The following is a 26,382-nucleotide window of genomic DNA, read 5'->3' as shown; positions in this document are numbered from 1 at the left end:
CCACCCCCGATTGAGCGGCATTTCCGCTGGCCGCGCCCTTTTTCAAGGCATTTTTTTGATTTCCTTCCTGCGGTTCACGGGCTAGCGTCCGGCGAAACCTGAACAAGCGAGGACATGACTATGGGAACATTCGAAGCGAAACTGGCCGAGCTTGGCGTGACATTGCCCGATGCTCCGGCGCCGGCGGCCAATTATGTCCCTTATGTGCAGGTGGGCGACATGCTGTTCGTCTCCGGCCAGATTTCAAAGGACGGTGACACGTTGATCACCGGAAAGCTCGGGCAGGACATGGACACGGCAGCAGGCGCCGAGGCTGCCAAGGTTTGCGCCATCGCTCTGCTGGCGCAGGTCAAGGCGGCGTGCGGTGGTGATCTGGACCGGTTGAAGCGGGTGGTCAAACTCACCGGTTTCGTCAACTCCACCCCGGAGTACACTGAACAGCCGCAGGTCATCAACGGCGCCTCGGATTTCATTGGTGCAGCGCTTGGGGATGCGGGCAAACATTCACGCTCGGCGGTGTCGGCGGCGGCGCTTCCCTTTGGCGTAGCTGTTGAAATCGAAGGGATATTCCAGATCGGATGAGCACTCTTCCCGAGGTTTTCCGCCGCCTGCCCATGGCCCATCGCGGATTGCATGATGTGCGATCCGGGCGGCCGGAAAACTCGGTCGAGGCTGTCAGTGCCGCGATCGAGGCCGGCTACGGGATCGAGATCGACCTGCAGCTTTCCTCCGATGCAAGGGCGATGGTCTTTCATGATTACGACCTGACCCGGCTGACTGGTATCAAGGGGCCGATCCGCCAAAGAACAGCGCAGGACCTGACCGCCATGCCCCTGCTTGGCGGAACCGGGGGCATTCCGACCTTTGCAGCGCTGCTCGATCACGTTGCGGGGCGCGCGCCATTGCTGGTCGAACTCAAGGATCAGCACGGTCAGATGGGTGAAACCGATGGGCAGCTTGAGCAGGCTGTCGCAAGAGACCTGCAGGGATATGCCGGGCCTGTTGCGCTGATGTCGTTCAATCCGCATTGCGTGGCCCTGCTGCGTGATCTGGTGCCGGATGTGCCGCGTGGGCTGGTCACTTGCCGGTATCGCCGTATCGACTGGCCGCTGCTCAGGCGCGGGGTGCGGCACCGGCTGCGCGACATTCCGGACTATGACCGCGTGGACGCCAGCTTCATCAGCCATTCCGCGAAAGGGCTGGATCAGCCGAGGGTTGCGGAACTCAAGGCGGCGGGCGCGGCTGTCTTGTGCTGGACCGTTCGTTCCGGCGCTGAAGAAACACAGGCGCGCAAGGTGGCCGACAACATCACGTTCGAGGGCTATTTGCCTGAAATTCCATCTTGATCCGCACCGCGCCGGCCACAGATTGCAGGCAAGGGTCACAAAGCGAACGGTCATGGCAGAGCATCAGGTCGAGATCACAATCCACCACAGCCTTGCGCAGGTCGATGCCGAGGTCTGGGATGCTTGCGCCTGTCCCGAAGCGGCGGATGGCGGCAGGCCTTTCGATCCGTTCACCACATATCGCTTCCTCAAGGCGCTCGAGGACAGCCGGTCAGTGGGCACGGGAACCGGTTGGACGCCCTATTACATGACCGCCGAGTGCGACGGTCAAACCATTGGAGTTGCGCCACTTTTTCTCAAGTCCCACAGTCAGGGCGAATATATCTTCGACCATAATTGGGGCCATGCCTATGAACGGGCAGGCGGGCGCTATTACCCCAAGCTGCAAATCGCGGTTCCGTTTACACCGGTCACCGGGCGGCGCTTCCTGACCCGGCCCGGTTTCGAGCAGCAAGGCCGTGCCGCGCTGGTCCAGGGGGCTGTGCAACTGGCGGAAAACAATGGGCTTTCCTCGCTTCACGTGACCTTTTGCACCCAAGAGGAACTCGACGCTGGCGCCGCCATGGGCCTGATGCCCCGGCGCACGCAGCAATACCACTGGGTCAACCGCAACTACCCGGATTTCGAAGGGTTTCTGGACTCGCTGAGCTCGCGCAAGCGCAAGACCATCCGAAAAGAGCGGCGCGTTGCGCAGGAATTCGGAGGTGAAATCAAACAGTTGACCGGGGATGCCATCGAAAGGCACCATTGGGATGCCATCTGGCAATTCTATCAGGACACCGGCGCGCGCAAATGGGGGATGCCCTATCTCACGCGGGCCTTCTTCGATATCGCCCACCGGGATTTGCGCGATGACATCCTTCTGGTGCTGGCTGAACGCGATGGAAGGCCGGTTGCTGGGGCGATGAACCTCATCGGTCGGGACCGGCTTTATGGGCGGTACTGGGGCTGTTCCGAGCATCACCCCTGCCTGCATTTCGAGCTATGTTATTACCAGGCAATGGATTTTTCGATTGCCCATGGCTTGAAGACCGTCGAGGCCGGAGCCCAGGGGGAACACAAGCTGGCCCGCGGCTACCTGCCCACGCCGACCCATTCGCTGCACTGGATCAACGATCCCGGATTGCGCGCGGCGATTGACCGGTACCTTGAGGCGGAACGCGCCGCTGTCGAAGAAGACATTGAAATTCTTACGAGTTTTGGACCATTCAAGAAAACCGAAGTGGAGGAGCACCAATGACAGAGAAACTCAGCGAGACGGCTCGAGACACCACCCTGCGCCCCCTTCTGGAGGCGGGCTGGAGCCTGGATGACACCCGGGATGCCATGACAAAATCCTATAAATTCAGTGACTTCACCGAAGCGTTCGGTTTCATGACCCGCGCCGCCATCTGGGCCGAGAAGTGGAACCACCATCCCGAATGGTTCAATGTCTACAACAAGGTCGACGTGACCCTGACGACCCATGATGTGGGCGGTCTGAGCGCGCTGGATGTCAAGCTGGCGCGCAAGTTCGACCTGCTGGCTGGCCAGGGGTGAGATCCGTACGATCCGTACGAAACCTACGCGGGTTTTGTACAACCCTCGCAAGCGTTACGTGGATTTGTGTCCATTCCGTACACAACTGACGCCATCGGCGGCAAAAACGAAACCGGCGGCCCAAGGGCCGCCGGTGAATGTCATCGGGTTTTGATAGCCCGGGCTTACAGCGCCGCAAGCATCGCCTCGCCGCCGCTGACCTCACAGGTGCCGGGGCTTTCTTCCTGATGCAGCACGGTCACGGTCCCATCCTCGACCAGCATCGCGTAGCGCTTCGAGCGTGCCACGAGGCCTGCGGGCGGGGCGTCGAAATCCATGCCGATGGCTTTGGTGAAGGCCGAATCAGGATCGCCCAGCATGGTGATCCCGGCATCCGCAGCGCCGGTGTCCTTGCCCCAGGCGCGCATCACGAACGGGTCATTGACCGAGATGCACATGATCTCGTCCACGCCCTTTTCGGCGAACTGGTCCTTGGTGCGTATGAAGCTGGGCACATGTGCGGAATGGCATGTCGGCGTAAAGGCACCCGGCACGGCGAAGATCACCACCTTGCGGCCCGCGGTCTTGTCGGACAGCGTCACGCTCTCGGGGCCGTTCTCGCCCATCTGAAGAAGTGTCGCGTCGGGGAGTTTGTCGCCTTTGGAAATTGTCATGGTTCGTCCCTGTCTGTGAATTGCGTTTCGACTGAAGCTGGTTATAGGGTCAGCAGGATCGGGTGACCACGAAAAATCAGGAGATTCAAGATGGCCGGTATCGTTGTGATCGGGGCAGGGCAGGCGGGGGCGTCCTGTGCGGCGAAACTGCGCGCCCTTGGGCATGACGGCCCGATCACCCTGATCGGCGAGGAACCCGTGCCGCCCTATCAGCGCCCGCCGCTCAGCAAGAAATACCTGCTAGGCGAGATGGCGCTCGAGCGGCTCTTTCTGCGGCCCGAGAGCTTTTACGCCGAGGCGGATATCGCCTTGCATCTCAATTGCACCGTGACGGCGATCGACCGCAAGGACCGGGTGGTGATCGCAGGTGGGCAGGCCATCGGCTATGACGATCTGGTGCTCACCACAGGCTCGGTGCCGCGCCGCCTGCCGGGGCGCATCGGTGGCGAATTGGCGGGTGTCCATGTGGTGCGCGATCTCAGGGATGCCGACAGCATGGCGCCCGAATTCGTGGCGGGCCGCCATGTGCTGATCGTCGGTGGCGGCTATATCGGGCTCGAGGCGGCGGCGGTGGCGGCGAGCCGGGGTCTGAAGGTGACGCTGGTGGAAATGGGCGCGCGCATCCTGCAACGGGTGGCCGCGCCGGAAACCTCGGAGTATTTCCGCGCGCTGCACCGCGCGCACGGGGTCGATATCCGCGAAGGGATCGGGCTCGAGACCTTGCTGGGCGAAACCCGGGTGACCGCAGCGCGGCTGAGCGACGGCACAGAGATCGACGTGGATTTCGTGATCGTGGGGGTGGGCATCACGCCGGCGACGGAACTGGCCGAAATGGCGGGGCTCGAGATCGAGAACGGCATCCGCACCGATGCGTTCGGGCGCACCAGCGATCCGCATATCTGGGCGGCGGGCGATTGCGCGTCTTTCCCGCATGAGGACGGGCGCCTCCGGCTGGAAAGCGTGCCCAATGCGATCGACATGGCCGAATGCGTCGCGGCGAACATTCTCGGCGCCGAGACGCCCTATGTGCCGCAGCCGTGGTTCTGGTCGGATCAGTATGACGTCAAGCTGCAGATCGCCGGGCTGAACACCGGCTATGACCGGATCGTCACGCGGCCGGGCGATGGCGCGGGGCATGTGTCGTTCTGGTATTACAAGGGCGACCGGCTGCTTGCGGTCGACGCCATGAACGAGCCGCGCGCCTATATGGTGGGCAAGCGGCTGATCGATGCGGGCAAATCGGCCGATCCCGCGCTCGTGGCCGATCCTGCCACCGACCTCAAGGCATTGCTGAGCGCGTGAGGATCATCGCGGGCGCATTCCGGGGCCGACGGCTGGCCAGTGTGGGCAAGGGCGACGCGGGCGCGCATCTGCGCCCCACGGCCGACAGGGTCCGCGAAAGCCTGTTCAACGTGCTCACCAGCCGGTTCGACGATCCCTGCTCGGGCGCGGTTGTGCTCGATCTTTTCGCCGGCACCGGGGCGCTGGGGCTCGAGGCGCTGTCGCGCGGCGCGGCAAGCGCTGTCTTCGTGGAAAACGGTCGCACGGCGCTGGGCCTCTTGCGCCAGAATATCGCCCTGTGCGATGTCGCGGACCGGGCGCGCATCCTGCAGCGCGACGCGCGCAAGATCGGCGCCTGCCCGGGTCAGGCGGCGACGCTGGTGTTTCTCGATCCGCCCTATGGCAAGGCCCTCGGAGAGGCGGCGATGGCGGCGGCGCTGGACGCGGGCTGGATCGCGCCGGGCGCGTTGATCGTCTGGGAGGAAAGTGCCGCCATCACGCCGCCCGCCGGCCTTGCTCTGCAGGACGAGCGGCGCCATGGCGATACCGTGATCCGCATCTTCCAGAACGCCTGACCCTGCGGTTTCTTCTGGCCGAAAATATCCTAAAGCGTTCCGCCTTTAACCTGAGGCATCAGCTGGAGGCGGAACACGCGCAACGATTGAACGGAGCACTGCATTTCGCGAAACGCTTTAGGGGAGCCGTTGAAATCCCCTATCGGGATTTCGACGGCGGGGGCTGGCCCCCTGCCGCCGCAGCCCTTCAGCCTTTCATCAGGTCAGGCAGATCGCCGGTCAGCCCCGCGGCCTCGCGGATGAAGCCGCGGCGCAGTTTGGGCCATGCGTTGAGCGCGCCCATGCCAAGATCGCGCCCCAGACGCAGGAGCGGGTTGTCGTTGGAAAACAGCCGGTTGGTGGCATCGGTCACCAGCGCCAGTGTCGCGGTGTCAAAGCGGCGCCATTGCTGGTAGCGCGCCAGCACGTCCGCAGCGGCGAAATCCTCGCCCCTGTGGCGCGCGTCGGCGATCACCTGCGCCAAGGCGCCGACATCGCGCAGGCCCGCGTTCAGCCCCTGACCGGCGATCGGGTGCAACCCATGGGCCGCGTCACCGATCAGCGCCACGCGCGGGGCCACGAGGCTGTTGGCCAGCGTCAGGTTCAGCGGATAGGTATAGCGTTTGCCGCGCAGGCGGATGTCGCCCAGAAAATCGCCGAAGCGCGGGCGCAGCACCTTGAGGAAATCCGCGTCATCCAGGGCGACGAACTCGCGGGCGGTCTGGTCGCTCTCGCTCCAGACGATCGAGCTCACATTGCCCGGCAGCGGCAGGATCGCCAGTGGGCCGGGCGGCATGAAGAACTGATGTGCGATGCCATTATGGGGCAGCTCGTGCTCGATGGCGGCCACAAGGGCGGTCTGGCCATAGCCCCAGCCGGTGCGCCTGATGCCCGCGCGCCGCGCCGTGCCCGAGGCGCGCCCGTCCGAGCCGACGATCAGCCTTGCGTGGACCGTATCGCCCGAGACCAGTGTCAGGCTGGCGCCCTGCGCTTCGGCCTGCTGCGCCACGACGGTGTCGCGGATCTGGGTGATGCCGGGGTGGTCGGCCATGGCCTCGAGAAAGGCGCGGCGCAGGAAGCGATCCTCGAGCATATGGCCCATCGGGCCTTCCTCGATCTCGGCATGGTCGAAATGCAGAAAGAACGGCGAAGGGCCTTCGCCGGCGCGCCCGTCGCTCACCTTGATCTCGAGCATCGGCTGGGCGTTGTCGCGGACCCTGTCCCAGATGCCGATGGCGGCCAGAAGCCGGGTCGAGGCCAGCGCCAGCGCATAGGACCGCCCGTCGAAGGCGGCGTTCTTGCGGACGGTTTCGGGCAGCGCGTCGATCACGGTCACAGACAGGCCTGTCTGCGCCAGGGCAAGGGCGAGGGCCGGGCCGTTCAGCCCGCCGCCGACGATCGCGATATCGGTGTCATGCATCATAGCCGGCAATATGGCGGTTCGCGCGGGATTGTCCATGCGCCGCGGTGCCGCTACCGTCGCGGGGCAGGGATCAATCACAAGAACGCGGGGAGCATCAGGATGACCGAGTGGCTGAGCATGAGTGCTGCGGAATTGGGGCGCGGTATCGGCAAGGGGGATATCGATCCGGTGGCACTGACCGAGACCTATCTTGACGCCATCGAGGGCCATGCCGCGCGCGACCGCATCTATTCGGTGGTGACCGCCGAGCGCGCCCGGGCCGAGGCGCGCGCAGCGTCCGATCGGGCGAGGGCAGGCCTGCGGCTGGGGCCGCTCGACGGGGTGCCGATCAGCTGGAAGGACCTTTTTGACACGGCAGGCGTGGCCACCGAGGCGGGCACGCGCCTGCTGGCGGGCCGTGTGCCGGAGCGCGATGCGCGGGTGCTGCGCAATGCCACGAGGGCCGGGCTGGTCTGTCTGGGCAAGACGCATATGAGCGAGCTGGCCTTTTCGGGGCTGGGGCTCAATCCGATGACGGCGACGCCGCCTTGCGTGAACGATGCAGAGGCGGTGCCCGGTGGCTCAAGCTCGGGGGCCGCGGCCAGCGTCGCCTTTGGGCTTGCGGCCTGCGGCATCGGCAGCGACACGGGCGGGTCGGTGCGCATTCCCGCCGCATGGAACGATCTTGTGGGATTGAAGACCACCGCTGGCCGGGTGTCCCTGGAAGGGGTCGTGCCGCTGGCCGAAAAGTTCGACACGGTGGGGCCGCTTGCGCGCACGGTCGAGGACGCGGCGCTGATGCTGGCGGCGCTGGAGGGGCACGGGCGTGCCGCCGATCTGCGCGGCGCGAGCCTCAAGGGGCGGCGGCTGGCGGCGTTGCGGACCGTGGTGCTGGACGACATCCGCCCCGAGCCGCTGGCGGCCTATGAGGCGGCGGTTGCCCGGCTGGAGGCGGCAGGTGCGATCGTCGAGCCGGTGGAGGCGCCGGAACTGCTCGAGGCGATGCCGATGTCGGCGGCGCTCTATACGGCGGAGGCCTATGGCACTTGGTCGGAGGTGATCGAGGCCGCCCCGGACAAGATGTTCGCGCCGATCCTCGAGCGGTTCAGGGGCGGACGAGACGTGCCGGCGGCGGAGTATGTGGCCGCGTGGCGCAGGCTCGAGGAGTTGCGCTGCGCATGGCACGCGCGGATGGCGGGATATGATGCGGTCATCATGCCCACGGCGCCCAACCTGCCGCCCGATGCGGCCAAGCTGATGCAGGACGATGCCTATTACGTCACCGAGAACCTGTTGACATTGCGCAACACCCGAGTGGGCAACCTGATGGGGCTTCCGGCGGTGAGCCTGCCTGCGGGGCGGCCCTCCTGCGGGGTGATGCTGTGCGGCGCACCGATGCAGGAAGAGCGGCTTTTGCGCCTGTGCAAGGCCGCCGAGGCGGCTTTGGGCTGAACCGGAGCGGGGTGGGGGCTCTGCCCCCGCAGGTCAAATCCGCGGGATTTGACCGCCCCCCCGGGATATTTGCGGCCAGAAGAAACCCGGATGCCCGCGCAGGCCTCTGCGAAAATGCCACAATCACGCTGTCAAGGCATTGGTTTTGCTGGACGCAAGCCGGGTGCTTGAGTAGATTCATGGCAAATCGGGACGCAACGATCCCGAAGCTTGAGGCAGTAACAGATGTTTCCCGAGCGGTTTTCGAACCTACCGGCCTATGCGTTTCCGCGCCTGCGGAGCCTGCTCGACGCCCATGCGCCGGGCGGCGAGGTCTTGCATATGACCATCGGCGAGCCGACGCATCCCTTTCCGGACTGGGTGGGCGATGTGGTGGCCGAGCACGCGCATGAGTTCGGCCGCTACCCGGCGAACGAGGGCACGATCGAGCTGCGGCAGGCGATCTGCGACTGGACGCAGCGGCGCTATGGCGTGACGCTGGAGCCGGAGCGGCATGTCATGGCGCTGAACGGCACGCGCGAGGGGCTCTATAATGCCATGATGGCGCTGTGCCCCGAAGAGAAGGCGGGCGGGCGGCCCGTGGTCTTGTTGCCCAACCCGTTCTACCAGGTCTACATGGTGGCAGCCCTGAGCGTGGGTGCCGAGCCTGTGTTGCTGCCGGCCACGCCCGAGACCGGGCATCTGCCGGATTTCGCGGCGGTGCCCGAGGCGGTGCTGGAGCGCACGGCGGTCGTTTATCTCTGCTCGCCCTCGAACCCGCAGGGGGCTGTGGCGAGCGCGTCCTATTGGCGCGATCTCATTGGTTTGGCGGAGCGGCACGATTTCCAGGTCTTCGCCGATGAGTGCTATTCGGAGATCTATCGAGGCACGCCGCCTGCGGGGGCGCTGGACGTGGCCCATGCGATGGGCGCCGACCCCGAGCGCGTGGCGATCTTTCACAGCCTGTCGAAACGCTCGAACCTGCCGGGGCTGCGGTCGGGCTTCGTGGCGGCGGGGCCGCAGAGCATGGCCCGCATCAAGCAGTTGCGCAATTACGCGGGCGCGCCCTTGCCGCTGCCGCTGCAGCGTGTGGCCGAGCGGGTCTGGGCCGATGAGGCGCATGTCGAGGACAACCGCAGGCTTTATGCCGAGAAATACGCCCTGGCGGACAGCATCCTGGGCGATGTGCCCGGCTATGTCAGCCCGGAGGCGGGGTTTTTCCTGTGGTTGCCGGTCGAGGATGGCGAGGCGGCGGCGCTAAAGCTGTGGCAGGAGACCGGCGTGAGGGTTCTGCCCGGTGCCTATCTGAGCCGGGAGGTTGCGGGACATAATCCGGGACAGGGATTCATCCGGGTCGCGCTTGTGGCCCCGAAAGACGAGATGGCGCGCGGGCTTGGTGCCTTGCGCGACTGTCTTTACGCATGAAGTGAGGACGAGGGACAAGATGGCATATCAGACACGTGGGCGCGACCCGCTGCTTGACAGCACCATGGCCGAGGCGATCGAGAAGCGCGGCAAGGAATTGCTGGGGCTTGCCTTGTTGGTGCTGGGGGCCATGGCGGCGGCGATGATCGCCTCGTATCACCCCGACGATCCGAGCTGGATGTCGGCCACCGATGCGCCGGTGCAGAACTGGATGGGGCGGATGGGCGCCTCGATCGCGGCGCCGCTTTTCATGATCGTGGGATGGGGCGCCTGGGGGCTGGCGATCGTGCTGGGCGCCTGGGGGCTGAGATTCGTGCTGCATCGCGGGCAGGAGCGCGCGGTGGGCCGTCTGATCTTTGCGCCGATCTGGATTGCGCTGCTGTCGCTTCATGCATCGTCGCTGGCGCCGGGCGACGCCTGGGCCACGACCCATAGTTTCGGGCTTGGCGGCTTGTTCGGGGATACGATCCTTGGGGCCATGCTGGGCATTTTGCCGCTCGGGGCGAGCCTTGGGCTGAAGCTTCTGTCTGTGGTGCTGGGGCTTGGGATGCTGATGCTGGGCGCCTTCGTGCTGGGCTTCACGCGGGGCGAATTGATGCGGCTGGCGCGGTTCCTGATGGTGGGTGTCATCATGACCTATGCCTGGCTGATGACGCTGGCGGGGCGCGGCGCCACGGGGGCGCTTGGTGCGGCGCAGGGTTTGAAGGACAAGGCCGCGGATGCGCGTGCGCGCCGTGCGGCCGAGCAGGCGGAGGCCGATGCCTATGCCCGCGCAGAGGCCGCCATTCCGGTTCAGCCGGTGGTGCGCCGCCCTGCGGCCACATATGCCGCCGAGCCGCCATTGAGCGCGAGGACAGCCGCGCCCGAGGAGAAATCGGGTGGCTTGCTGTCGCGTTTGCCGTCGCTGACGCGGCGTGCCGATCCCGAGCCGGAACTGATCGAGAGTTACGGGCCGGAGGGCGATGTGGAAGCGCCGGGGGATGATCGCATCCGCGCCAAGATCGCGGATGTCATCAAGACCCGCGTGCGTCAGAGCCCGGCGGTGCAGGTGCCATCGGTGGCGCCGCTTACCAAGGGGCGGGGCCGGGGGCCGGAACCTCTGGTGCTGAACACCGCGCGCAGCGCGGGAGGATTGCCGCCCGAGCCGCCGCTGACCGCCGCCCATGCCGCGATGCCGACCGATGCATATCTGCAGGCCGATCCGTATGTGATGGTGGATGATCCCTATGGGTCGGATGATGCTTACGATGCATATGATGCCTATGGGGCGGAGATGGAGTTGTCCGAGCGCGAGCGCGGCTATCAGACCGCGGAGGCGCCGAGGATTCCTGTGGCCGAGCCGAAAAAGGTCGTGCAGCACGCGCCGCGCCGGGCGCCGCAGCCCTCGACGCGGGCCTTGGCCGAGGCGCAGCCCCGGTTGCAATTCGAGGAGAGCGCGCAGGCCGATTACGACCTGCCGCCGCTGAGCCTTCTGTCCAGTCCCGAGAACATCACGCGGCATCATCTGAGCGATGATGCGCTCGAGGAAAACGCGCGGATGCTGGAGAACGTGCTGGACGATTACGGCGTCAAGGGCGAGATCGTCAGTGTGCGGCCCGGACCGGTGGTCACCATGTACGAGCTGGAGCCTGCACCGGGTCTGAAGGCGAGCCGGGTGATCGGGCTGGCGGATGATATCGCGCGCTCGATGTCGGCGCTGTCGGCGCGGGTTTCGACGGTGCCGGGGCGCAGCGTGATCGGGATCGAACTGCCCAACGATCACCGCGAGATGGTGAGTTTCCGCGAAATCCTGTCGAGCCGGGATTATGGCGATGGCAACCACAAGCTGCCGCTGGCGCTTGGCAAGGATATCGGCGGCGATCCGGTGGTGCAGAACCTGGCCAAGATGCCCCATCTGCTGATCGCGGGCACGACGGGGTCGGGCAAGTCGGTGGCGATCAACACGATGATCCTGAGCTTGCTCTACAAGCTGACGCCGGATGAATGCCGGCTGATCATGATCGACCCCAAGATGCTGGAACTGAGCGTGTATGACGGCATTCCGCATCTTCTGAGTCCGGTTGTGACCGATCCCAAGAAAGCGGTCGTTGCCCTGAAATGGGTCGTGGCCGAGATGGAGGAGCGGTATCGCAAGATGTCCAAGATGGGTGTCCGCAACATCGACGGCTATAATGGCCGGGTGGCGGATGCGCAGCGCAAGGGCGAATTGTTCAGCCGCACGGTGCAGACGGGCTTTGATGACGAGACCGGGGAGCCCGTTTTCGAGACCGAGGAATTCGCGCCCGAGAAGATGCCCTATATCGTCGTGATCGTCGACGAGATGGCCGATCTGATGATGGTCGCGGGCAAGGAGATCGAGGCCTGCATCCAGCGTCTGGCACAGATGGCCCGCGCCAGCGGCATTCACCTGATCATGGCGACGCAGCGCCCGTCGGTGGATGTCATCACCGGCACGATCAAGGCGAACTTCCCGACGCGGATCAGTTTCCAGGTCACCAGCAAGATCGACAGCCGCACCATTCTGGGCGAGATGGGCGCCGAGCAGCTGTTGGGGATGGGCGACATGCTCTATATGGCGGGCGGTGGCAAGATCACCCGCTGCCACGGGCCGTTCGTCAGCGATGAAGAGGTCGAGGAGGTGGTCAACCATCTGAAAGCCTATGGCCCGCCGACCTATGTGAACGGTGTGCAGGATGGACCCGACGAGGATCGCGCCGACAGTATCGACGCGGTGCTGGGCCTGAACACCGGCGGCAACACGGATGGCGAGGATGCGCTTTACGATCAGGCGGTCGCGATCGTGATCAAGGATCGCAAATGTTCCACCTCGTATATCCAGCGCAAGTTGGCGATCGGCTATAACAAGGCGGCAAGGCTGGTCGAGCAGATGGAGGAACAGGGCGTCGTGACACCTGCCAACCATGTGGGCAAACGCGAAATCCTTGTTCCCGAGCAGTAATCTTCCGGGGTGCGGCAGCGTCTGACGGCAAGTTGATGCCGTCGGACGCGCTGACGGGACCTCGTGGGCTTGATTACGGTCTTCACCGGCCTGATATCGCATAGCAGGCCGTGATAGGGCATTAAGTTGATCGAAATGCCCCGTCTGATCGAGAGGAACCTGACCGTATGAAAACTCTGGCTTTCCTGACATCCATCGCGCTGAGCGTGGCGATAGCGCTGCCTGCGGCGGCGGAAAAGCTGTCTTTGGGGGCGATCTCGGGCTATCTGAATGGATTGCAGACGGCGCAGGGTGCGTTCACCCAGATCAATGATGACGGCACGATCAGCACCGGGCGCATCTATATCAAGCGGCCCGGACGGGTGCGGTTCGAATATGATCCGCCGGATGAGACGCTGGTGGTGGCGGATGGCGATACGGTGGGCATCGTCGATCCCAAGTCGAACACGGGGCCGGAAGCCTATCCGCTGCATCGCACGCCGCTGAAGATCATTCTGGCGCGCAATGTCGATCTGACGCGGGAGCGCATGGTCACCGGGCATGCGAGCGACGGCAAGAGCACCACGATCCGTGCACAAGACCCCGACAATCCCGAATATGGCAGTATCGATCTGGTGTTCACCGCCGACCCGATAGAGCTGCGCCAATGGGTCATCAACGACAGCGGCGGCGGGCGCACCACGGTCGTGCTGGGCGATTTGCGGACGGGCATGCAGTTGGCGAATGACCGGTTCGTCATTCCCGGCAAGGGCCCGGAAATCCGTCAGGACAGGTAAAACCCGCGCCGGGCTGAGCCGGCACGGCGGTCATGAGGGCAAAGGGCCGGGGGCCGTCGTCAGAAGACGCCGAAGCCCCGGCCATTGCAGGCCCGCAATTGTGCTTCGTACATGCGGGAGCGATCCTCGACCCGGTCGGCCACGCGCAACAGCCATGGTTTGCTGTTATAGGTGCCGCGCGCAAAGCCGGTCCGGCCTTCGTGATAGGCGAGATACTGGTTGCGCGTGTCGTTGAGCGCGATGCCGAGGCGGCGGTTGGACTGGGTCATGTACCAGCCCATGAAATCCGTGGCGTCGAAGATGTCGTCCCGGCGCGCCCCGAAGCGGCGGGTTTCCCGGCGGTATTCGTCCCAGGTGCCGTCGAGCGCCTGACTGTAGCCATAGGCCGAACTTTGCCGGCCCATCGGGATCACGCCGAGTGTCCAGCGGAACGGTGTGCGCGCATCGCTGCGGAAGCTGCTTTCCTGGTGGATCGTGGCCATCTGCACATGGATGGGCACGCCCCAACGGCGTTCGGCCGCGTTGAAGGCGCGCAGGTAATTAGGACGCTGCTCGATGATCGAGCAGGCGTTGTCGAGGTTGCTGGGCGGCGGGCCGCCCCGTTGACCGCAGGACGCCACCAGAAGAATGATCATGACTGCGCGAAGAGTTCTGCTCATCTGCCTCTCGCTTTGATTTGTTTTTCTGCAACTTTAGCGGAAACAGGCGCGCGTGGGAAACAAGAAATCAGGGGGTGTCAGAGCAAAACGGCAAGAAGTAGTGGCAACGCCACGACGGACATCAGCGTAGAGGCGACGACCAGCCCGGCGACGGCATCTGAATCAGCGCCGTATTTCTCGGCCAGCAGGTAGGATGTGACGGCCACCGGGGTCGCCAGTTGCAGAACCAGAACGGCAAAAGCCGTCTTGTCGAGGGTGAACCACGTGCCGATCGCCCAGCCGATTCCGGCACACAGGCAGACCTTGACGAGTGACAAGGCAGCGGCCTGTCCAAGGCGCCCCGGTGTCAAGCGGGCCACCGCAACGCCCAATGTGATCAGCATCAGCGGGATCGCCATCTGGCCGCAGAGGCTCAGGGTATTTGTAAGGAAAGTCGGGGTTTGCCAGCCCTGCCACAGGAACAGGCCGCCAAGAACGGTTGCACCGACAAGGGGCTCTTTCAGGACCTTGAGTATCGACCCGCCGCCCGAGACAAGCCAGATCCCGTAGGTGAACGAGCAGATCGCCATGACGGCAAAGACCACCACGGCATAGTCCAGCCCGATTTCGCCGAAGGCGAACAGCGCCAGAGGCAGGCCCAGATTGCCTGTATTGCCGAAGATCAGCGGTGCGGTGTAGGTCCGGGTTTCCAGCCGCAGAGCGCGGGTCAGAAGCCATGTCGTCACGGTCAGGGCGCCATAGCCGGCCATCGCGGCCGCCGACAGCGCCGTAAGGGCGGCGGGTGCGATCTCGGTCTGCATGAGCGAGACGAAGATCAGGCAGGGTACCGACAGGGTCATCGCCATCCGTGTGACGAACTCCACGCGGTATTCGAATCCCAGTTTCACCCAGAGGAAACCGCAGGCCGCCAGCAGGAAAACCGGAGCGACGATTTCGAGGACTGTAAAGGCAAGGCTCACAAACTGTTTCCCGTGTTTTTCTCTTCTGGGGTTGGACAAACGCCCCTTGAAACCATTAGTCTTGGCGAGTAGGGGCTACAATGTGATGATGAAAGCACGCGCTAAATATTCTCTGGGCCAAGTGGTCCGGCACAAGAAACACCCGTTCCGCGGGGTGGTTTTTGATGTGGATCCCGAATTCGCGAATACCGAGGAATGGTATCACGCCATCCCCGAGGACAGCCGTCCGTCGCGCCAGCAGCCGTTCTATCATCTGCTGGCCGAGAACGAACAGAGCTATTACGTGGCCTATGTCTCGGAGCAGAACCTTGTGGCGGACTATTCCGGGGAGCCGGTGGATCATCCCGATATTCCGGATCTCTTCGGACCGTTCGAGGACGGTCACTATCCGCTGCATTTCCAACTGAACTGAGCTTGCACAACCGGGTGACCCGGGCGAGGCGCGACCGATTGGCCGCGCCCCTGAGCCGTGATCAGTAGCCAAGAGCGCAGCCATCCTTGCGTGGATCGCTGGCCCCTTCGAGCACGCCATCGGGACGGATGACGATGGCCTGAGCGCCGCCGATCGGCCCCTTGGGCACGATGACGTCATGGCCCAGCTCGGCCAGTTCGGCGCGCACGGTGTCGGCATATCCGCTTTCGACGCGCAGCTGACCGGCCTCGGCATAGCTGCGGGGGGCGTCGAGCGCGGCTTGAGGCGCCATCCCGAAATCGCGCAGGTTCGACACGACACGGGCATGGCCGGTGGGCTGATAGGCGCCGCCCATCACGCCGAAGGGCATGGAGGCGCGGCCATCTTCGCGCAGCATGCCGGGGATGATGGTGTGCATCGGGCGCTTGCCGCCTGCCAGCTCGTTGGGGTGGCCCGGCGTCAGGTTGAACCCCGCGCCACGGTTCTGGAAAAGGACGCCGAATTTTTCCGATGCAATGCCTGAGCCAAAGCCGTGGAAGATCGAATAGATCAGCGACACGGCCATGCGGTCACGGTCGACCACGGTGATGTAGACGGTTTCGCGATGGACCTCTTCGGTGAGCGGGGCCGCGGCGGGCATGGCGTTCGACGGATCGATGAGGGCGGCCAGTTTGGCGGCGGTTTCCGGGGCGAGCATATGGGCAAGCCGCGTCGTATGATCGGGGTCCGCGATGATCCGGTTGCGCGCGTCATAGGCCAGTTTCGTGGCCTCGGCTTCGATATGGGCGCGCTGGCTGCCGAACGGGTCCATCCGCGCAATATCGAAGTGTTTCAGTATGTTGAGCATCAGGATCGCGGTGGCGCCGTGGCCATTGGGCGGATGCTCGACCAGATCGACGCCCTTGTAGTCGCCGGAGATGGGGGTGGTGTAGTCGCAGGCGGTTGCGGCGAAATCATCGGCCGTGTGTACCCCGCCAAGGGCGGTGAGAGCGGCAATCATATCCTCGGCCACGTCGCCCTTGTAGAACCCGTCGCGGCCCTGGGCGGCGATGCGGCGCAGCACCTCGGCCTGACCGGGGGCGCGGAACATCTGCCCAACGCTCAGCGGTGCGCCCGCGATGGAGAAATGGGTCAGGCCATGCCCCTGCAGCGCCTTGGCGGCGTCGGGCCAGTCGAAGGCCACACGGGGTGCCACGGGCACGCCGTCTTCGGCATAGCGGATCGCGGGTGCCAGAAGCGTGTCGAGGCCCAGTTTGCCGTGATCGTCGGACAGGCGGCAGAAGGCGTCGATGGCGCCGGGGATGGTGACGGCGGCGGGGCTGTTGAGGGGCACGGTGTCATGGCCCTGATCGCGCAGGGCGGCGGCACTGGCGGCGGCGGGCGCCCGGCCCGAGCCGTTGAGCGCGTGGATCTCATCGCTGCCGGGTTTGGTGAACAGGGCAAAGCAATCGCCGCCGATCCCGGTCATCTGAGGCTCGCAAATGCCGAGAAGCACGGCGCCGGCGATGGCCGCGTCCATGGCGTTGCCGCCCCGTTCGAGAATGTCGATGGCGGTTTTTGCGGCCAGAGGGTGCGACGTGGCGCACATGCCGTTGGTGGCGTAGACGGCCGAGCGGCCGGGTTGGTGGAAATCGCGCATGGAAAATCCTTCAGCTCGTGGCGGGCCGCACATTAGGGGCGTGTCGGGGGAATGCCAATCCGGGGAAGGAAGTTCAAGACCTCGACGCCGCGCACTGGGTGGGGGCTGTAAAACGCGGCGCCGAGGGAAGCCATATGCAGCTACAGGATCATTTATGCGCGGTCTTTCAGGCAGCATTTCGGGTAGAATGGGGCAATACGGTGTCTTCGGCCCCGAAGGTCGAAAAATCCCTGTCAGGGTGTCGAAAATTCGAGGGTCAGACGGTTTTCCGAGCCGTGGCGCACATAGTCCACATGGTCTGTGAGGTCGCGAATCAGAAACCAGCCAAATCCGCCCTCGGGCAGATCGTCGACGGGCCGGTTCACATCCGGCGGCGTGCCGATCGGGGGGACAAGCCCCGGCAAGGGACGGCCCATATCGCGCAGCACGATGCACAGCCGGTCGCCATCATGGCGCGCGTTCAGGGTGACCGGACCGGGCCGCGTGCCGGCATAGGCGTGTTCGGCCACGTTGTTCAGCGCCTCGGCCAGCACCAGTTCGATGGTGGCCAGCCGGTCCTCGGGTACGGGGAGGCTGGCCAGATGGCGCCGGGCCTGCCGCAATGCTGCGCGGATATTGTCCGTGGCGCCGGAAAAGCGCAGCGTCAGCTTTCCCTTCGTGGCCCGTGTGGGGGGATCGCCGGAGCCCCGGTCCGAGCCCGAGCTGTCGCCCGAAGCAGAGCCCGAACCGGTTTCAGCCGCTTTCGCCGCGCCCATGGCGGGATCAGCCCGCAGCACGAGACAGGCAGTGCGTTGTATCGGCATGAATGGTGAACACGGTATCCATCCGGGTCAGGCGGAACACCTTTGCGACATCGCGCGTCAGCCCGGCCAGTTCAAGCCGCTTGCCGGTGGGCATTTGCTTGAGCGCGCCGACGAGCGCCCCAAGCCCGCTGGAATCGATGAAGGTGACGGCGGAGAGATCGAGGATCACATGATCGGGGCCTGTTTCGGTCAAGCTGCGCATGAGATCCTTGAAGCGAATCGCGACGCCGGAATCGATTCGGGTTTCGCTGACGGCGATGAGATTGATGTCATTGTTATAGGTGCTGTGCAGGTTCATGATGCCTCCGGGCGGTAGGTAGTAATACGGGCGAGGCTAGACCCCATTCCTTACCATTCGGTATTCAAGACCCAGAAACAGGAGGACGCAGAATGAAAGAGGTTGTCATCGCGGGGGCATCCCGCACGCCCATGGGCGGGTTTCAGGGGGATTTCGACGGTGTCGCGGCCTCGGTTCTGGGGGGGGCGTCGATCGCGGCGGCGCTGGCGGATGCGCGCGCCCAGAGTGTGGACGAGGTGCTGATGGGCTGCGTTCTGCCCGCAGGGCAGGGGCAGGCGCCGGCACGGCAGGCGGGTTTCGCCGGCGGTCTGGGCGAGGAGGTGCCGGCCACCACGCTCAACAAGATGTGCGGGTCGGGGATGAAGGCGGCGATGCTGGGCTTTGACCGGATCGCGCTTGGCCATGCGGACAGCATGATTGCGGGCGGCATGGAGAGTATGTCCTGTGCGCCGTATCTTTTGCCCAAGATGCGCGGCGGCGCGCGGCTTGGCCATGCGCAGGTGATCGACCACATGTTTCTCGACGGGTTGGAGGATGCCTATGATACGGGTCGGCTGATGGGGACCTTCGCCGAGGATTGCGCCGAGCATTTCCAGTTCACCCGAGAGGCGCAGGATGCCTATGCCATCGCGTCGCTCGAGGGGGCGCTGGCGGCGCAGGCGTCGGGCGCGTTCGAGGGCGAGATCACGCCAGTGACCATTGCCACCCGCAAGGGCGAGGTGACGGTGACCGAGGACGAACAGCCCGGCAAGGCGCGGCCCGAAAAGATCCCGCATCTGAAGCCCGCGTTCCGCAAGGACGGCACGGTGACGCCGGCCAATTCCAGCTCGATCAGCGATGGGGCGGCGGCGCTTGTGCTGGCCTCACGTGCTGCGGCCGAGGAGACGGGGCTGAACATACGTGCGCGTATTGTTGGCCATGCCAGCCATGCGCAGGCGCCCGGCTGGTTCACCACGGCGCCGGTGCCCGCAGCGAAAAAGCTGCTGGAGCGGATCGGCTGGAGCGTGGGCGATGTGGACCTGTGGGAGGTGAATGAGGCCTTCGCGGTGGTGCCGATGGCCTTCATGCGCGAAATGGGTTTGCCGCGCGATATCGTGAACGTGAATGGCGGGGCCTGTGCGCTTGGTCATCCGATCGGCGCCAGCGGAGCGCGGATCATGGTGACGCTGCTCAATGCGCTAGAAAAGCGTGGGCTCAGGCGCGGGGTCGCGGCGATCTGCATCGGCGGCGGAGAGGGCACGGCGATCGCGATCGAGCGGATGTAAGGGGACGTGCCCCCGACCGATGATCCGGGTCGGGGGCGGTCACTGTCAGGCTTTCACGTGGGCGCCGGTTGGATCGTAGAGCGGTTTGAGGCTGGCCTCGGCCTGCACGCGGGTACCCGCCACGTCGATCTCGTAGCTGGAGGCGAGAAGCTGATCGGGGGTTTCGCCCTTGCAGGGGACATAGCCCAGCCCGATCGCCCCGCCCAGGTGGTGGCCGTAGCTGCCGGAGCTGAGAAAGCCCACGATCTGCCCGTCGCGAAGGATCGGCTCGTTATGATAGAGCAGCGGTTCGGGATCGGTCAGGCGGAATTGCATCATGCGGGTGTCGAGCCCTGCGTCGCGCTTGTGCGCGACCGCGTCGCGGCCGATGAAATCGGGCTTGGTCTTTGACACCGCAAAGCCGAGACCGGCCTCGAGCACATGATCCTCGCAGGTAATGTCATGGCCGAAATGGCGAAAGCCCTTTTCGATGCGGCAGCTGTCCATCACATGCATCCCGCAGAGCTTCAGCCCGTGATCAGCCCCGGCCTCGATCAGGGTTTCGAAGACATGGCCGGCCATGTCGGCGGAGATGTAGATCTCCCACCCAAGCTCGCCCACATAGGACACGCGGTGCGCGCGCGCGAGCGCCATGCCGATTTCGATCTGGCGGGCCATGCCGAAAGGATGCGCGTCGTTTGAAAAGTCATCCGGTGAGACGGCGCGCATCACATCGCGCGCCTTGGGCCCCATCACGGCCAGCACGGCCTCGGCGGCGGTGACATCGGTGATGACCGCCATGCGCCCCGAAAGATGGCGGCGCAGCCAGGTTTCATCGGCCAGCCGCGTGGCGGCGGGGGTGACCACCATCCAGGCGCTCTCGGAGAGGCGGGTGACGGTCACATCTGCCTCGATCCCGCCGAGAGGATTGAGGAACTGGGTATAGACGATGCGGCCCACCGGCACCGAGATATCCGCGCCGCAGACATGGTTGAGAAACGCCTCGGCCTCGGGGCCTTCGACGCGCAGCTTGCCGAAGGAGGACATGTCATACATCCCCACGCCGCCCCGGATCGCGGCATGTTCGGCGGCGGCATTGGCGAACCAGTTCTGCCGGCCCCAGGAATAGGCATATTCGCGGTCCTGACCGGGAGTGGCGAACCAGTTGGCACGCTCCCAGCCGGCGATCTCGCCCATGACGGCGCCATGGTCGAGCAGATGGGCATGCAGCGGGCTGCGGCGCACGCCGCGCGCGGTGGCTTTCTGGCGGTAGGGGAAGTGATCGGCGTAGAGCAGCCCCAGCGTTTCGGTGGAGCGGCGCGCAAGATAGGTGCGGTTGCCCTGAAAGGGCTGCATGCGCGAGATGTCCACGTCGCCCAGATCGAAGGGTTTCGCGCCATCCTCCATCCATTGCGCCAGCGCCATTCCCGCGCCGCCCGCCGACTGGATGCCGATGGAGTTGAACCCGGCGGCGACCCAGACATTGTCCATCTCGGGGCACAGCCCGAGATGATAGGCGTCATCGGGGGTGAAGGATTCAGGGCCGTTGAAGAAGGTGTGAATGCCGGCCTCGCCCAGCATGGGCATACGCTTCACGGCCCATTCCAGGATCGGTTCGAAATGGTCGAAATCCTCGGGCAGCTGGTCGAATTCGAAATCCGCGGGGATGCCCGAGAGCGCCCAGGGTTTGGAGACCGGCTCGAAGGCGCCGAGCATCATCTTGCCCGCGTCTTCCTTGTAATAGGCGCATTCATCGGGCACGCGCAGCACGGGCAGGGGGCCAAGGCCTGCGATCGGCTCGGAAACGATGTAGAAATGCTCGCAGGCCTGCAAGGGCACGTTGACGCCCAGCATCGCGCCAAGCTCGCGGCCCCACATGCCGGCGCAATTGACCACGTGTTCGGCCTCGATATGGCCGGACCGCCCATCTTCGGCCTGCCAGTCCACGCCGGTGATGCGCCGGCCCTGACGGGTCACGCCGGTGGCGCGGGTGCGCTCAGTCACCACGGCGCCGCGCAGGCGCGCGCCCTTGGCCATGGCCAGTGCGATATTGGCCGGATCGCCCTGACCGTCCTTGTCGAGATAGACCGCGCCGGTCACGCCCTCGATATTCAGGTGGGGGTATTTGGCCTTGACCTCGGCGGGCGAGATTTCCTCGACCGCGACGCCGAAGGCGCGGGCCATGGCGGCCTGTCGCCAGATTTCCTCGCGGCGTTCCTCGGTCAGGGCCACGGTGATCGAGCCCACGCGCTTGAACCCGGTGGCGACGCCGGTTTCGGCTTCGAGATTGCCGTAGAGTTCCTGGGAATATTTCGCGAGCTTCGTCATGTTCGCGGTGGCGCGCAGCTGTGCGATCAGGCCCGCGGCATGCCATGTGGTGCCGGAGGTGAGCTGCTTGCGTTCCAGCAGGACCACATCCTGCCAGCCGAGTTTCGTCAGGTGATAGGCAACGGAGCAGCCGATGACGCCGCCGCCGATGATGACGGCGCGGGCTTTGGTCGGGATATCGGTCATGGGTGAGCCTTGGGTTGGACGCATGAGGGAGCGGTGGAGATCGGGGCGAGGCGACCGGGGGGCGCGGCCCCCCGGACCCCCCTGGATATTTGGGGCCAGAAGAAACGCCCGGTCATTGCAGGCGATGCCCCGCCGCGGTCAGGCGGCGCGCCAGCTCGGCGATATGAGCGGGGCCGATTTCGCAGCAGCCGCCGAGGATCGTGGCGCCTTGGGACAGCCAGCCCATCGCCGCCTCGGCATAGCGCGCAGGGCCGAGATCGGTGCGGGCGTCGAGCGCGTCCACGGTGGGCGCGTCGGTCAGGAAGTCCGTGCTGATTTCGGTGAAGCCGTTGGCATAGGCACCGAAGGGCAGCCCGAACTTGCCGAGGATGTCGAGCGCGGGCGCGATCGCCTCGGGGCGGGAGCAGTTGATCAGCAGGGCATCGGGAGCGAAGCGGTCGATCAGGGGCGCGATGGCGCCGAGCGGCTCGCCCGAGCGCAGGCATGTGCCGTCGGTGTCGTTTACGGTGAGGGCGAGCCATACCGGCAGGCCGCGCCCGCAGGCGGCGCGCAGCGCGCCGTCGGCCTGCGCGACCGAGGACATGGTTTCCAGCAGCAGCAGATCGACGCCGGCATCGGCCAGCAACCCCACGGGGCGGTCATAGATCCCGGCCGCGATGTCGGGCGCGGGGCAGATGTCGGGGCGATAGGAGGCGATGAGCGGGCCGACGACACCGGCCACACGGCCCTTGCCCGCCGCTTCGCGCGCGGCGCGCGCCGCCATGACGGCGGTCTGGGTCAGGTCGGCCATGCGCGCTTCGAGCCCGACGCGCGCCAGCCGGTCTTCGAGCACGGCATAGGTGTTGGTCGTGGCGACCGTGGCCCCTGCAGAGAAATAGGCGTCATGCACCTCGCGGACGAGATGAGGGTGATCGAGCATTGTCTGCGTCGACCAGAGCGGGGTGGGCGGATCCCCTGCGCGGCGGACCAGTTCCTGTCCGATGGAGCCGTCGAGAAGCGTGATCGCTGTCATGCGCGCAGTCTTTCATTGGACGGATCCCAGAGCGAGCCGTCGGGTTGTACGGTGGCACGGTGGCGGGTGCCGTAGATCTCGACCTCGAGCGTGGTGCCGGGCTGCGCCAGATCGGCGCGGACCATGGCCAGAGCCACCGAGGCCCCGACCCGGTAGCCCCAGGCGCCCGATGTCGTCTCGCCGACGATCTGCCCGTCATGCCAGAGGGTCGACATATAGGGGGCGTCGGCCTCGCCTGCCTCGACGATCAGGGTGACGAAGCGCTTGGAAGGGCCACGCTGCTGTTCGGCGCGCAGGGCGGCCTTGCCGGGGAAGTCCTGAGGCTTGTCGAATTTGACGAACCGCTCGAGCCCGGCTTCGAGCATTGAATAATCGGTCGACAGATCGCCCTTCCAGGCGCGGTAGCCTTTTTCGATGCGCAGGGAATTGAGCGCATACATGCCGAAGGGTTTGGCCCCTGCCGCCAGCAGCGCATCGTAGATCGCGGGGATGGCGGCGTTCTCGGCGTGGATTTCCCAGCCCAGTTCGCCGGTGAAACTGACGCGGATCAGGAAGGCCTTTTGCCCCGCCACGGTGCAGTGCTGATGGCTGAGCCATGGCAGCGAGAGATCGGCATCGGTGAGCGGGCCGAGAACCGCGCGGGAGGTGGGGCCAGCCAGCAGGAGCGCGTCGCGCTCGGCGGTGGTTTCGCGCAAGCTGAGGCCTCCGGGCAGCGCGTTACGCACCAGCTCGCCGTCATGCCATTGGGCGGTGGCGGCGGTGATCAGCACGAAGCTGTCGGGCGCAAGGCGGATGCAGGAGAATTCGGTCAGGACACGGCCGCGGGCATCGGCCACGTAGACGAGGTTTATGCGGCCCACCTTGGGCAGGCCGCCGGTGACGAAGCCGCGCAGCCAGTCATCGGCGCCCGCACCTTCGATCCAGAGGCGGGTGAAGCCGGGCAGGTCGAGCACGCCGCAGGCGTCGCGCACGGCGGCACATTCTTCGGCGATGCGCGGCTCCCAGGGGCCGGCGCGGTTCCAGGTCTGGGTCGCCTCTTCGGAGGTGTCGTCGCCGGGTTTGGCGAACCAGTTGGCCCGTTCCCAGCCGTTATAGGCGCCCATCACCCCGCCGAGGTCCTTGATGCGATCATGCACCGGCGAGAGCTTGCGGTCGCGGCCTGCGGGCCATTCGTGCCAGGGGAAATGCATAGCGTATTCATGGCCGTAGACCTCGAGCCCCTTGGCGATGCAGTACTCGGTATCGGTGTAGTCGGTGTAGCGGCGCGGATCGCAGGCCCACATATCCCATTCGGTGGCGCCTTCTGTGACCCATTCGGCCAGCACCTTGCCGGCGCCGCCGCCCTGAGCGATGCCGAAGGTGAAGACGCAGGCCTCGAAGGCGTTGGGCACACCGGGCATCGGGCCGATCAGGGGCAGGCCATCGGGGGCATAGGGGATCGGGCCGTTGATCACCTTGTTGACGCCACCGGTGCCCAGAAGCGGGACGCGGGCCATGGCGTCTTCGACATACCATTCGATGCGATCGAGATCGTCAGGATAGAGCTGGAAGCTGAAATCGTCGGGCATCGGATCCGAAGGATCGACCCAATGCGCGCGGCCGTGCCGTTCGTAGGGGCCGAGGTTTAGCCCGTATTTTTCCTGTCGCAGATAATAGGAGCTGTCGACATCGCGCAGCAGGGGCAGCTTGTGACCGGCCTCGCGGCTCCAGGCTTCGAGCTCGGGGATTTCGTCGGTCAGCAGGTATTGGTGGCTCATCACCATCATCGGCACGGTGCGCCCACCGAAGGGCTTGAACCATTCTCCGACGCGCTGCGCATAGTACCCGGCGGCGTTGACCACGTATTCGCAGCGAATGTCGCCCTTGTCGGTATGCACGATCCATTCGCCATTCTCGCGGCTGACGCCGGTGGCCGGGCAGAAGCGCAGGATGGTGGCGCCCATGTCGCGCGCGCCCTTGGCCAGCGCCTGTGTCAGCTGTGCGGGGTCGATATCGCCATCGTTGGGATCATAGAGCGCGCCTTGCAGATCGTGGGTTTCGATGAACGGGTAGCGGGCCTTGATCTCGTCGGTGGCGAGGATCTCGAGATCCATCCCCTGATAGCGGCCCATGCCGCGGGCGCGTTCGAATTCCTGCATGCGTTCGCGGCTATGGCCCAGCCGGATCGAGCCGGTCTGGTGGTAGTTCATCGGGTAATCCACCTCGTCGCCCAGGCGGGCATAAAGCTCGGTCGAATAGCGCTGCATGTTCATCACCGACCATGAGGTCGAGAAGGTGGGCACATTGCCTGCCGCGTGCCATGTGGAGCCTGCGGTGAGCTCGTTCTTTTCCAGCAGCACGCTGTCGGACCATCCGGCCTTGGCCAGATGATAGAGACAGGATGCGCCCACGGCGCCGCCGCCGATGATGACCACGCGGGCTGTTGTCGGAAAATCGGCCATGGTTTGGGTGCCTCCCCGTTTGGTTTTCTAGTGATCGATTTGCGGCAGATCGTCCGCGATGTCGTAGTAATCGCCCTTGGAGGCGGTGAAGATATGCTTGGTCAGCGTGAGGCCCGTGGGCGCGTTCAAAGCGCCGAGCGCGAAACTGATCCTGTCCTCGTCATGGGCCGCCCAGAAGAGCGAAGACCCGCAGCGCGGACAAAAGCCGCGTGTGGCGGTGGGCGTCGCCTCGAACCAGCGAACAGGGCCGGTGATGGTGATGTCCGCCCGCGGCACATGGGCCGAGGCCCATAGATGCCCCGATTGCTTGCGACACTGGCTGCAATGACACACCGAGGCGCCTTGCGGCTGGCCGCGCACCGTAAAGGCGATGTCGCCGCAGAGGCATGATCCGTGGTGCATGGCCTACGCCCTCCCCGCCGCTGTGGCGGCGCTGCCCAGAAGCACGCCGTAGGCGATGAAACAGCTGGCCAATGCGCGCCGCAGCCAGATGTTGAAGATAGCCCCCAGGGCCGCGCGCCCCAGCCCCGCGCCAAGGGCGGTGAAGCCCGTATAGCTGAGCGCGGTGATCGTGAGGGCGGTGGGAAAGATCACCCACATCTGGGTCCAGATCGGCACATCGGGTTGGACGAACTGACTGAAGGCCGCGAGATAGCCCGCGACGCTTTTGGGATTGATCGTGGCGATTGCGAAGGCGCGCCAATAGATCGATCCGGACGGCGCCATGTCGGCCGTGACCGGCCGCCGCGCCAGCAGCCAGCCGCGCAGGCCGAGCCATATGAGCACCGCCGCGCCAAGCAGTCTTGCGGCGTCGAAAGCCAGGGGCAAGGCCGCGATCAGCGCCGTGATGCCCGCCGCCGACAGGGTCAGGAACAGCACCGCCTGGGTGAGGATCGCCGCCACCGCCCACAGACCCCGGCGCATCCCATGCGCCATGCCGGTCTGGATGCAATTGAGATGGTTCGGTCCCGGTGTCACCACGAACACCACCCAGAACATCGCGAAAATGGTCCATGCCTCGAAGCTCATGCGCGC

Annotated in this window: 24 protein-coding genes; 12 read left to right on the top strand and 12 right to left on the bottom strand. The window is 65.2% G+C overall.

Annotated features, from left to right (window positions below; all coding sequences use genetic code 11):
* Positions 1-120 precede the first annotated feature (120 nt).
* From F3H35_RS01400 to F3H35_RS01385, 4 genes are read left to right on the top strand one after another with little or no spacing between them, the layout of a single operon-like run.
* Positions 121-582 (top strand): RidA family protein, encoded by a 462-nt coding sequence (locus F3H35_RS01400; RefSeq protein WP_149777877.1) that lies wholly within the window; start codon positions 121-123, stop codon positions 580-582.
* A complete protein-coding gene (locus tag F3H35_RS01395) occupies positions 579-1,346 on the top strand; it encodes a glycerophosphodiester phosphodiesterase family protein (protein ID WP_149777876.1) in 768 nt (255 codons plus the stop codon). The genes F3H35_RS01400 and F3H35_RS01395 overlap by 4 nt, the downstream gene beginning before the upstream one ends.
* 52 nt (positions 1,347-1,398) lie before the next feature.
* The gene (locus F3H35_RS01390) at positions 1,399-2,586 is read left to right on the top strand and encodes a GNAT family N-acetyltransferase (protein ID WP_149777875.1); all 1,188 of its coding nucleotides are present in this window, start codon (positions 1,399-1,401) and stop codon (positions 2,584-2,586) included.
* A complete protein-coding gene (locus F3H35_RS01385) occupies positions 2,583-2,885 on the top strand; it encodes a 4a-hydroxytetrahydrobiopterin dehydratase (protein ID WP_149777874.1) in 303 nt (100 codons plus the stop codon). Before F3H35_RS01390 ends, F3H35_RS01385 begins: the two co-directional genes overlap by 4 nt.
* Before the next feature lie 164 nt (positions 2,886-3,049).
* On the opposite strand, the gene F3H35_RS01380 is transcribed toward F3H35_RS01385, so the two are convergent.
* A complete protein-coding gene (locus tag F3H35_RS01380; RefSeq protein WP_149777873.1) occupies positions 3,050-3,538 on the bottom strand; it encodes a peroxiredoxin in 489 nt (162 codons plus the stop codon).
* Positions 3,539-3,628: 90 nt separating this feature from the next.
* Here F3H35_RS01380 and F3H35_RS01375 point away from each other — a divergent pair, with 90 nt between their 5' ends.
* Both F3H35_RS01375 and rsmD read left to right on the top strand, forming a co-directional pair.
* Positions 3,629-4,840: an NAD(P)/FAD-dependent oxidoreductase gene (locus F3H35_RS01375; protein ID WP_149777872.1), complete on the top strand. Its 1,212-nt coding sequence runs from the start codon at positions 3,629-3,631 to the stop codon at positions 4,838-4,840.
* Positions 4,837-5,394 (top strand): 16S rRNA (guanine(966)-N(2))-methyltransferase RsmD, encoded by a 558-nt coding sequence (gene rsmD / locus F3H35_RS01370; RefSeq protein WP_149777871.1) that lies wholly within the window; start codon positions 4,837-4,839, stop codon positions 5,392-5,394. The genes F3H35_RS01375 and rsmD overlap by 4 nt, the downstream gene beginning before the upstream one ends.
* Before the next feature lie 187 nt (positions 5,395-5,581).
* Here rsmD and F3H35_RS01365 read toward each other — a convergent pair whose 3' ends face one another.
* Positions 5,582-6,796, bottom strand: coding sequence for a UbiH/UbiF/VisC/COQ6 family ubiquinone biosynthesis hydroxylase (locus F3H35_RS01365; protein ID WP_149777870.1), 1,215 nt, complete (start codon positions 6,794-6,796; stop codon positions 5,582-5,584).
* Between the two features lie 99 nt (positions 6,797-6,895).
* On the opposite strand from F3H35_RS01365, the gene F3H35_RS01360 reads away from it, so the two are divergent.
* From F3H35_RS01360 to F3H35_RS01345, 4 genes are all read left to right on the top strand, one after another.
* Positions 6,896-8,227 (top strand): amidase, encoded by a 1,332-nt coding sequence (locus tag F3H35_RS01360; protein WP_149777869.1) that lies wholly within the window; start codon positions 6,896-6,898, stop codon positions 8,225-8,227.
* 225 nt (positions 8,228-8,452) lie between these two features.
* Entirely contained in the window at positions 8,453-9,631 is a 1,179-nt protein-coding gene (locus F3H35_RS01355; protein WP_149777868.1) for an aminotransferase class I/II-fold pyridoxal phosphate-dependent enzyme, read from the top strand.
* A gap of 19 nt (positions 9,632-9,650) precedes the next feature.
* Complete coding sequence (locus F3H35_RS01350) at positions 9,651-12,590, top strand: DNA translocase FtsK (protein ID WP_149777867.1); 2,940 nt, start codon at positions 9,651-9,653, stop codon at positions 12,588-12,590.
* 167 nt (positions 12,591-12,757) lie between these two features.
* Positions 12,758-13,366: a LolA family protein gene (locus F3H35_RS01345; protein ID WP_149777866.1), complete on the top strand. Its 609-nt coding sequence runs from the start codon at positions 12,758-12,760 to the stop codon at positions 13,364-13,366.
* 59 nt (positions 13,367-13,425) lie between these two features.
* Here F3H35_RS01345 and F3H35_RS01340 read toward each other — a convergent pair whose 3' ends face one another.
* Positions 13,426-14,025, bottom strand: a complete 600-nt coding sequence (locus F3H35_RS01340) for a transglycosylase SLT domain-containing protein (RefSeq protein WP_149777865.1) — start codon at positions 14,023-14,025, stop codon at positions 13,426-13,428.
* Positions 14,026-14,102: 77 nt separating this feature from the next.
* Positions 14,103-14,984 (bottom strand): AEC family transporter, encoded by an 882-nt coding sequence (locus F3H35_RS01335; protein ID WP_149777864.1) that lies wholly within the window; start codon positions 14,982-14,984, stop codon positions 14,103-14,105.
* An 85-nt stretch (positions 14,985-15,069) separates the two neighbouring features.
* Between F3H35_RS01335 and hspQ the strand changes: the two genes are divergently transcribed.
* The gene (gene hspQ / locus F3H35_RS01330) at positions 15,070-15,396 is read left to right on the top strand and encodes a heat shock protein HspQ (protein WP_007816518.1); all 327 of its coding nucleotides are present in this window, start codon (positions 15,070-15,072) and stop codon (positions 15,394-15,396) included.
* A gap of 61 nt (positions 15,397-15,457) precedes the next feature.
* On the opposite strand, the gene F3H35_RS01325 is transcribed toward hspQ, so the two are convergent.
* The 3 genes from F3H35_RS01325 to F3H35_RS01315 all read right to left on the bottom strand — a co-directional run bounded on the left by F3H35_RS01325 (position 15,458) and on the right by F3H35_RS01315 (position 18,136).
* A complete protein-coding gene (locus F3H35_RS01325) occupies positions 15,458-17,035 on the bottom strand; it encodes a gamma-glutamyltransferase family protein (protein ID WP_149777863.1) in 1,578 nt (525 codons plus the stop codon).
* 233 nt (positions 17,036-17,268) lie between these two features.
* Positions 17,269-17,838, bottom strand: coding sequence for an ATP-binding protein (locus tag F3H35_RS01320; protein WP_149777862.1), 570 nt, complete (start codon positions 17,836-17,838; stop codon positions 17,269-17,271).
* On the bottom strand, positions 17,798-18,136 hold the full coding sequence (locus F3H35_RS01315) for an STAS domain-containing protein (RefSeq protein WP_149777861.1): 339 nt from the start codon (positions 18,134-18,136) through the stop codon (positions 17,798-17,800). Before F3H35_RS01315 ends, F3H35_RS01320 begins: the two co-directional genes overlap by 41 nt.
* 92 nt (positions 18,137-18,228) lie before the next feature.
* On the opposite strand from F3H35_RS01315, the gene F3H35_RS01310 reads away from it, so the two are divergent.
* Positions 18,229-19,401: a thiolase family protein gene (locus tag F3H35_RS01310; RefSeq protein WP_149777860.1), complete on the top strand. Its 1,173-nt coding sequence runs from the start codon at positions 18,229-18,231 to the stop codon at positions 19,399-19,401.
* Between the two features lie 45 nt (positions 19,402-19,446).
* Here the strand turns inward: F3H35_RS01310 and F3H35_RS01305 are convergent, their stop codons facing one another.
* From F3H35_RS01305 to F3H35_RS01285, 5 genes are all read right to left on the bottom strand, one after another.
* The gene (locus F3H35_RS01305) at positions 19,447-21,894 is read right to left on the bottom strand and encodes a GcvT family protein (RefSeq protein WP_149777859.1); all 2,448 of its coding nucleotides are present in this window, start codon (positions 21,892-21,894) and stop codon (positions 19,447-19,449) included.
* 112 nt (positions 21,895-22,006) lie between these two features.
* A complete protein-coding gene (locus F3H35_RS01300) occupies positions 22,007-22,906 on the bottom strand; it encodes a homocysteine S-methyltransferase family protein (protein WP_149777858.1) in 900 nt (299 codons plus the stop codon).
* Entirely contained in the window at positions 22,903-25,347 is a 2,445-nt protein-coding gene (locus tag F3H35_RS01295; protein ID WP_149777857.1) for a GcvT family protein, read from the bottom strand. The genes F3H35_RS01300 and F3H35_RS01295 overlap by 4 nt, the downstream gene beginning before the upstream one ends.
* 27 nt (positions 25,348-25,374) lie before the next feature.
* Positions 25,375-25,749, bottom strand: coding sequence for a GFA family protein (locus tag F3H35_RS01290; RefSeq protein WP_149777856.1), 375 nt, complete (start codon positions 25,747-25,749; stop codon positions 25,375-25,377).
* A gap of 3 nt (positions 25,750-25,752) precedes the next feature.
* Positions 25,753-26,376 carry a LysE family translocator gene (locus F3H35_RS01285; RefSeq protein ID WP_149777855.1) on the bottom strand — a complete coding sequence of 208 codons (624 nt, stop codon included), beginning with the start codon at positions 26,374-26,376 and terminating at the stop codon, positions 25,753-25,755.
* Between the last annotated feature and the right edge of the window lie 6 nt (positions 26,377-26,382).

The sequence above is a fragment of the Roseovarius litoreus genome (assembly GCF_900142765.1).
Lineage (GTDB): Bacteria > Pseudomonadota > Alphaproteobacteria > Rhodobacterales > Rhodobacteraceae > Roseovarius > Roseovarius litoreus.
The sequence above is the reverse complement of the archived record's forward strand: the minus strand, read 5'-3'. Positions and strand labels throughout refer to the sequence as shown.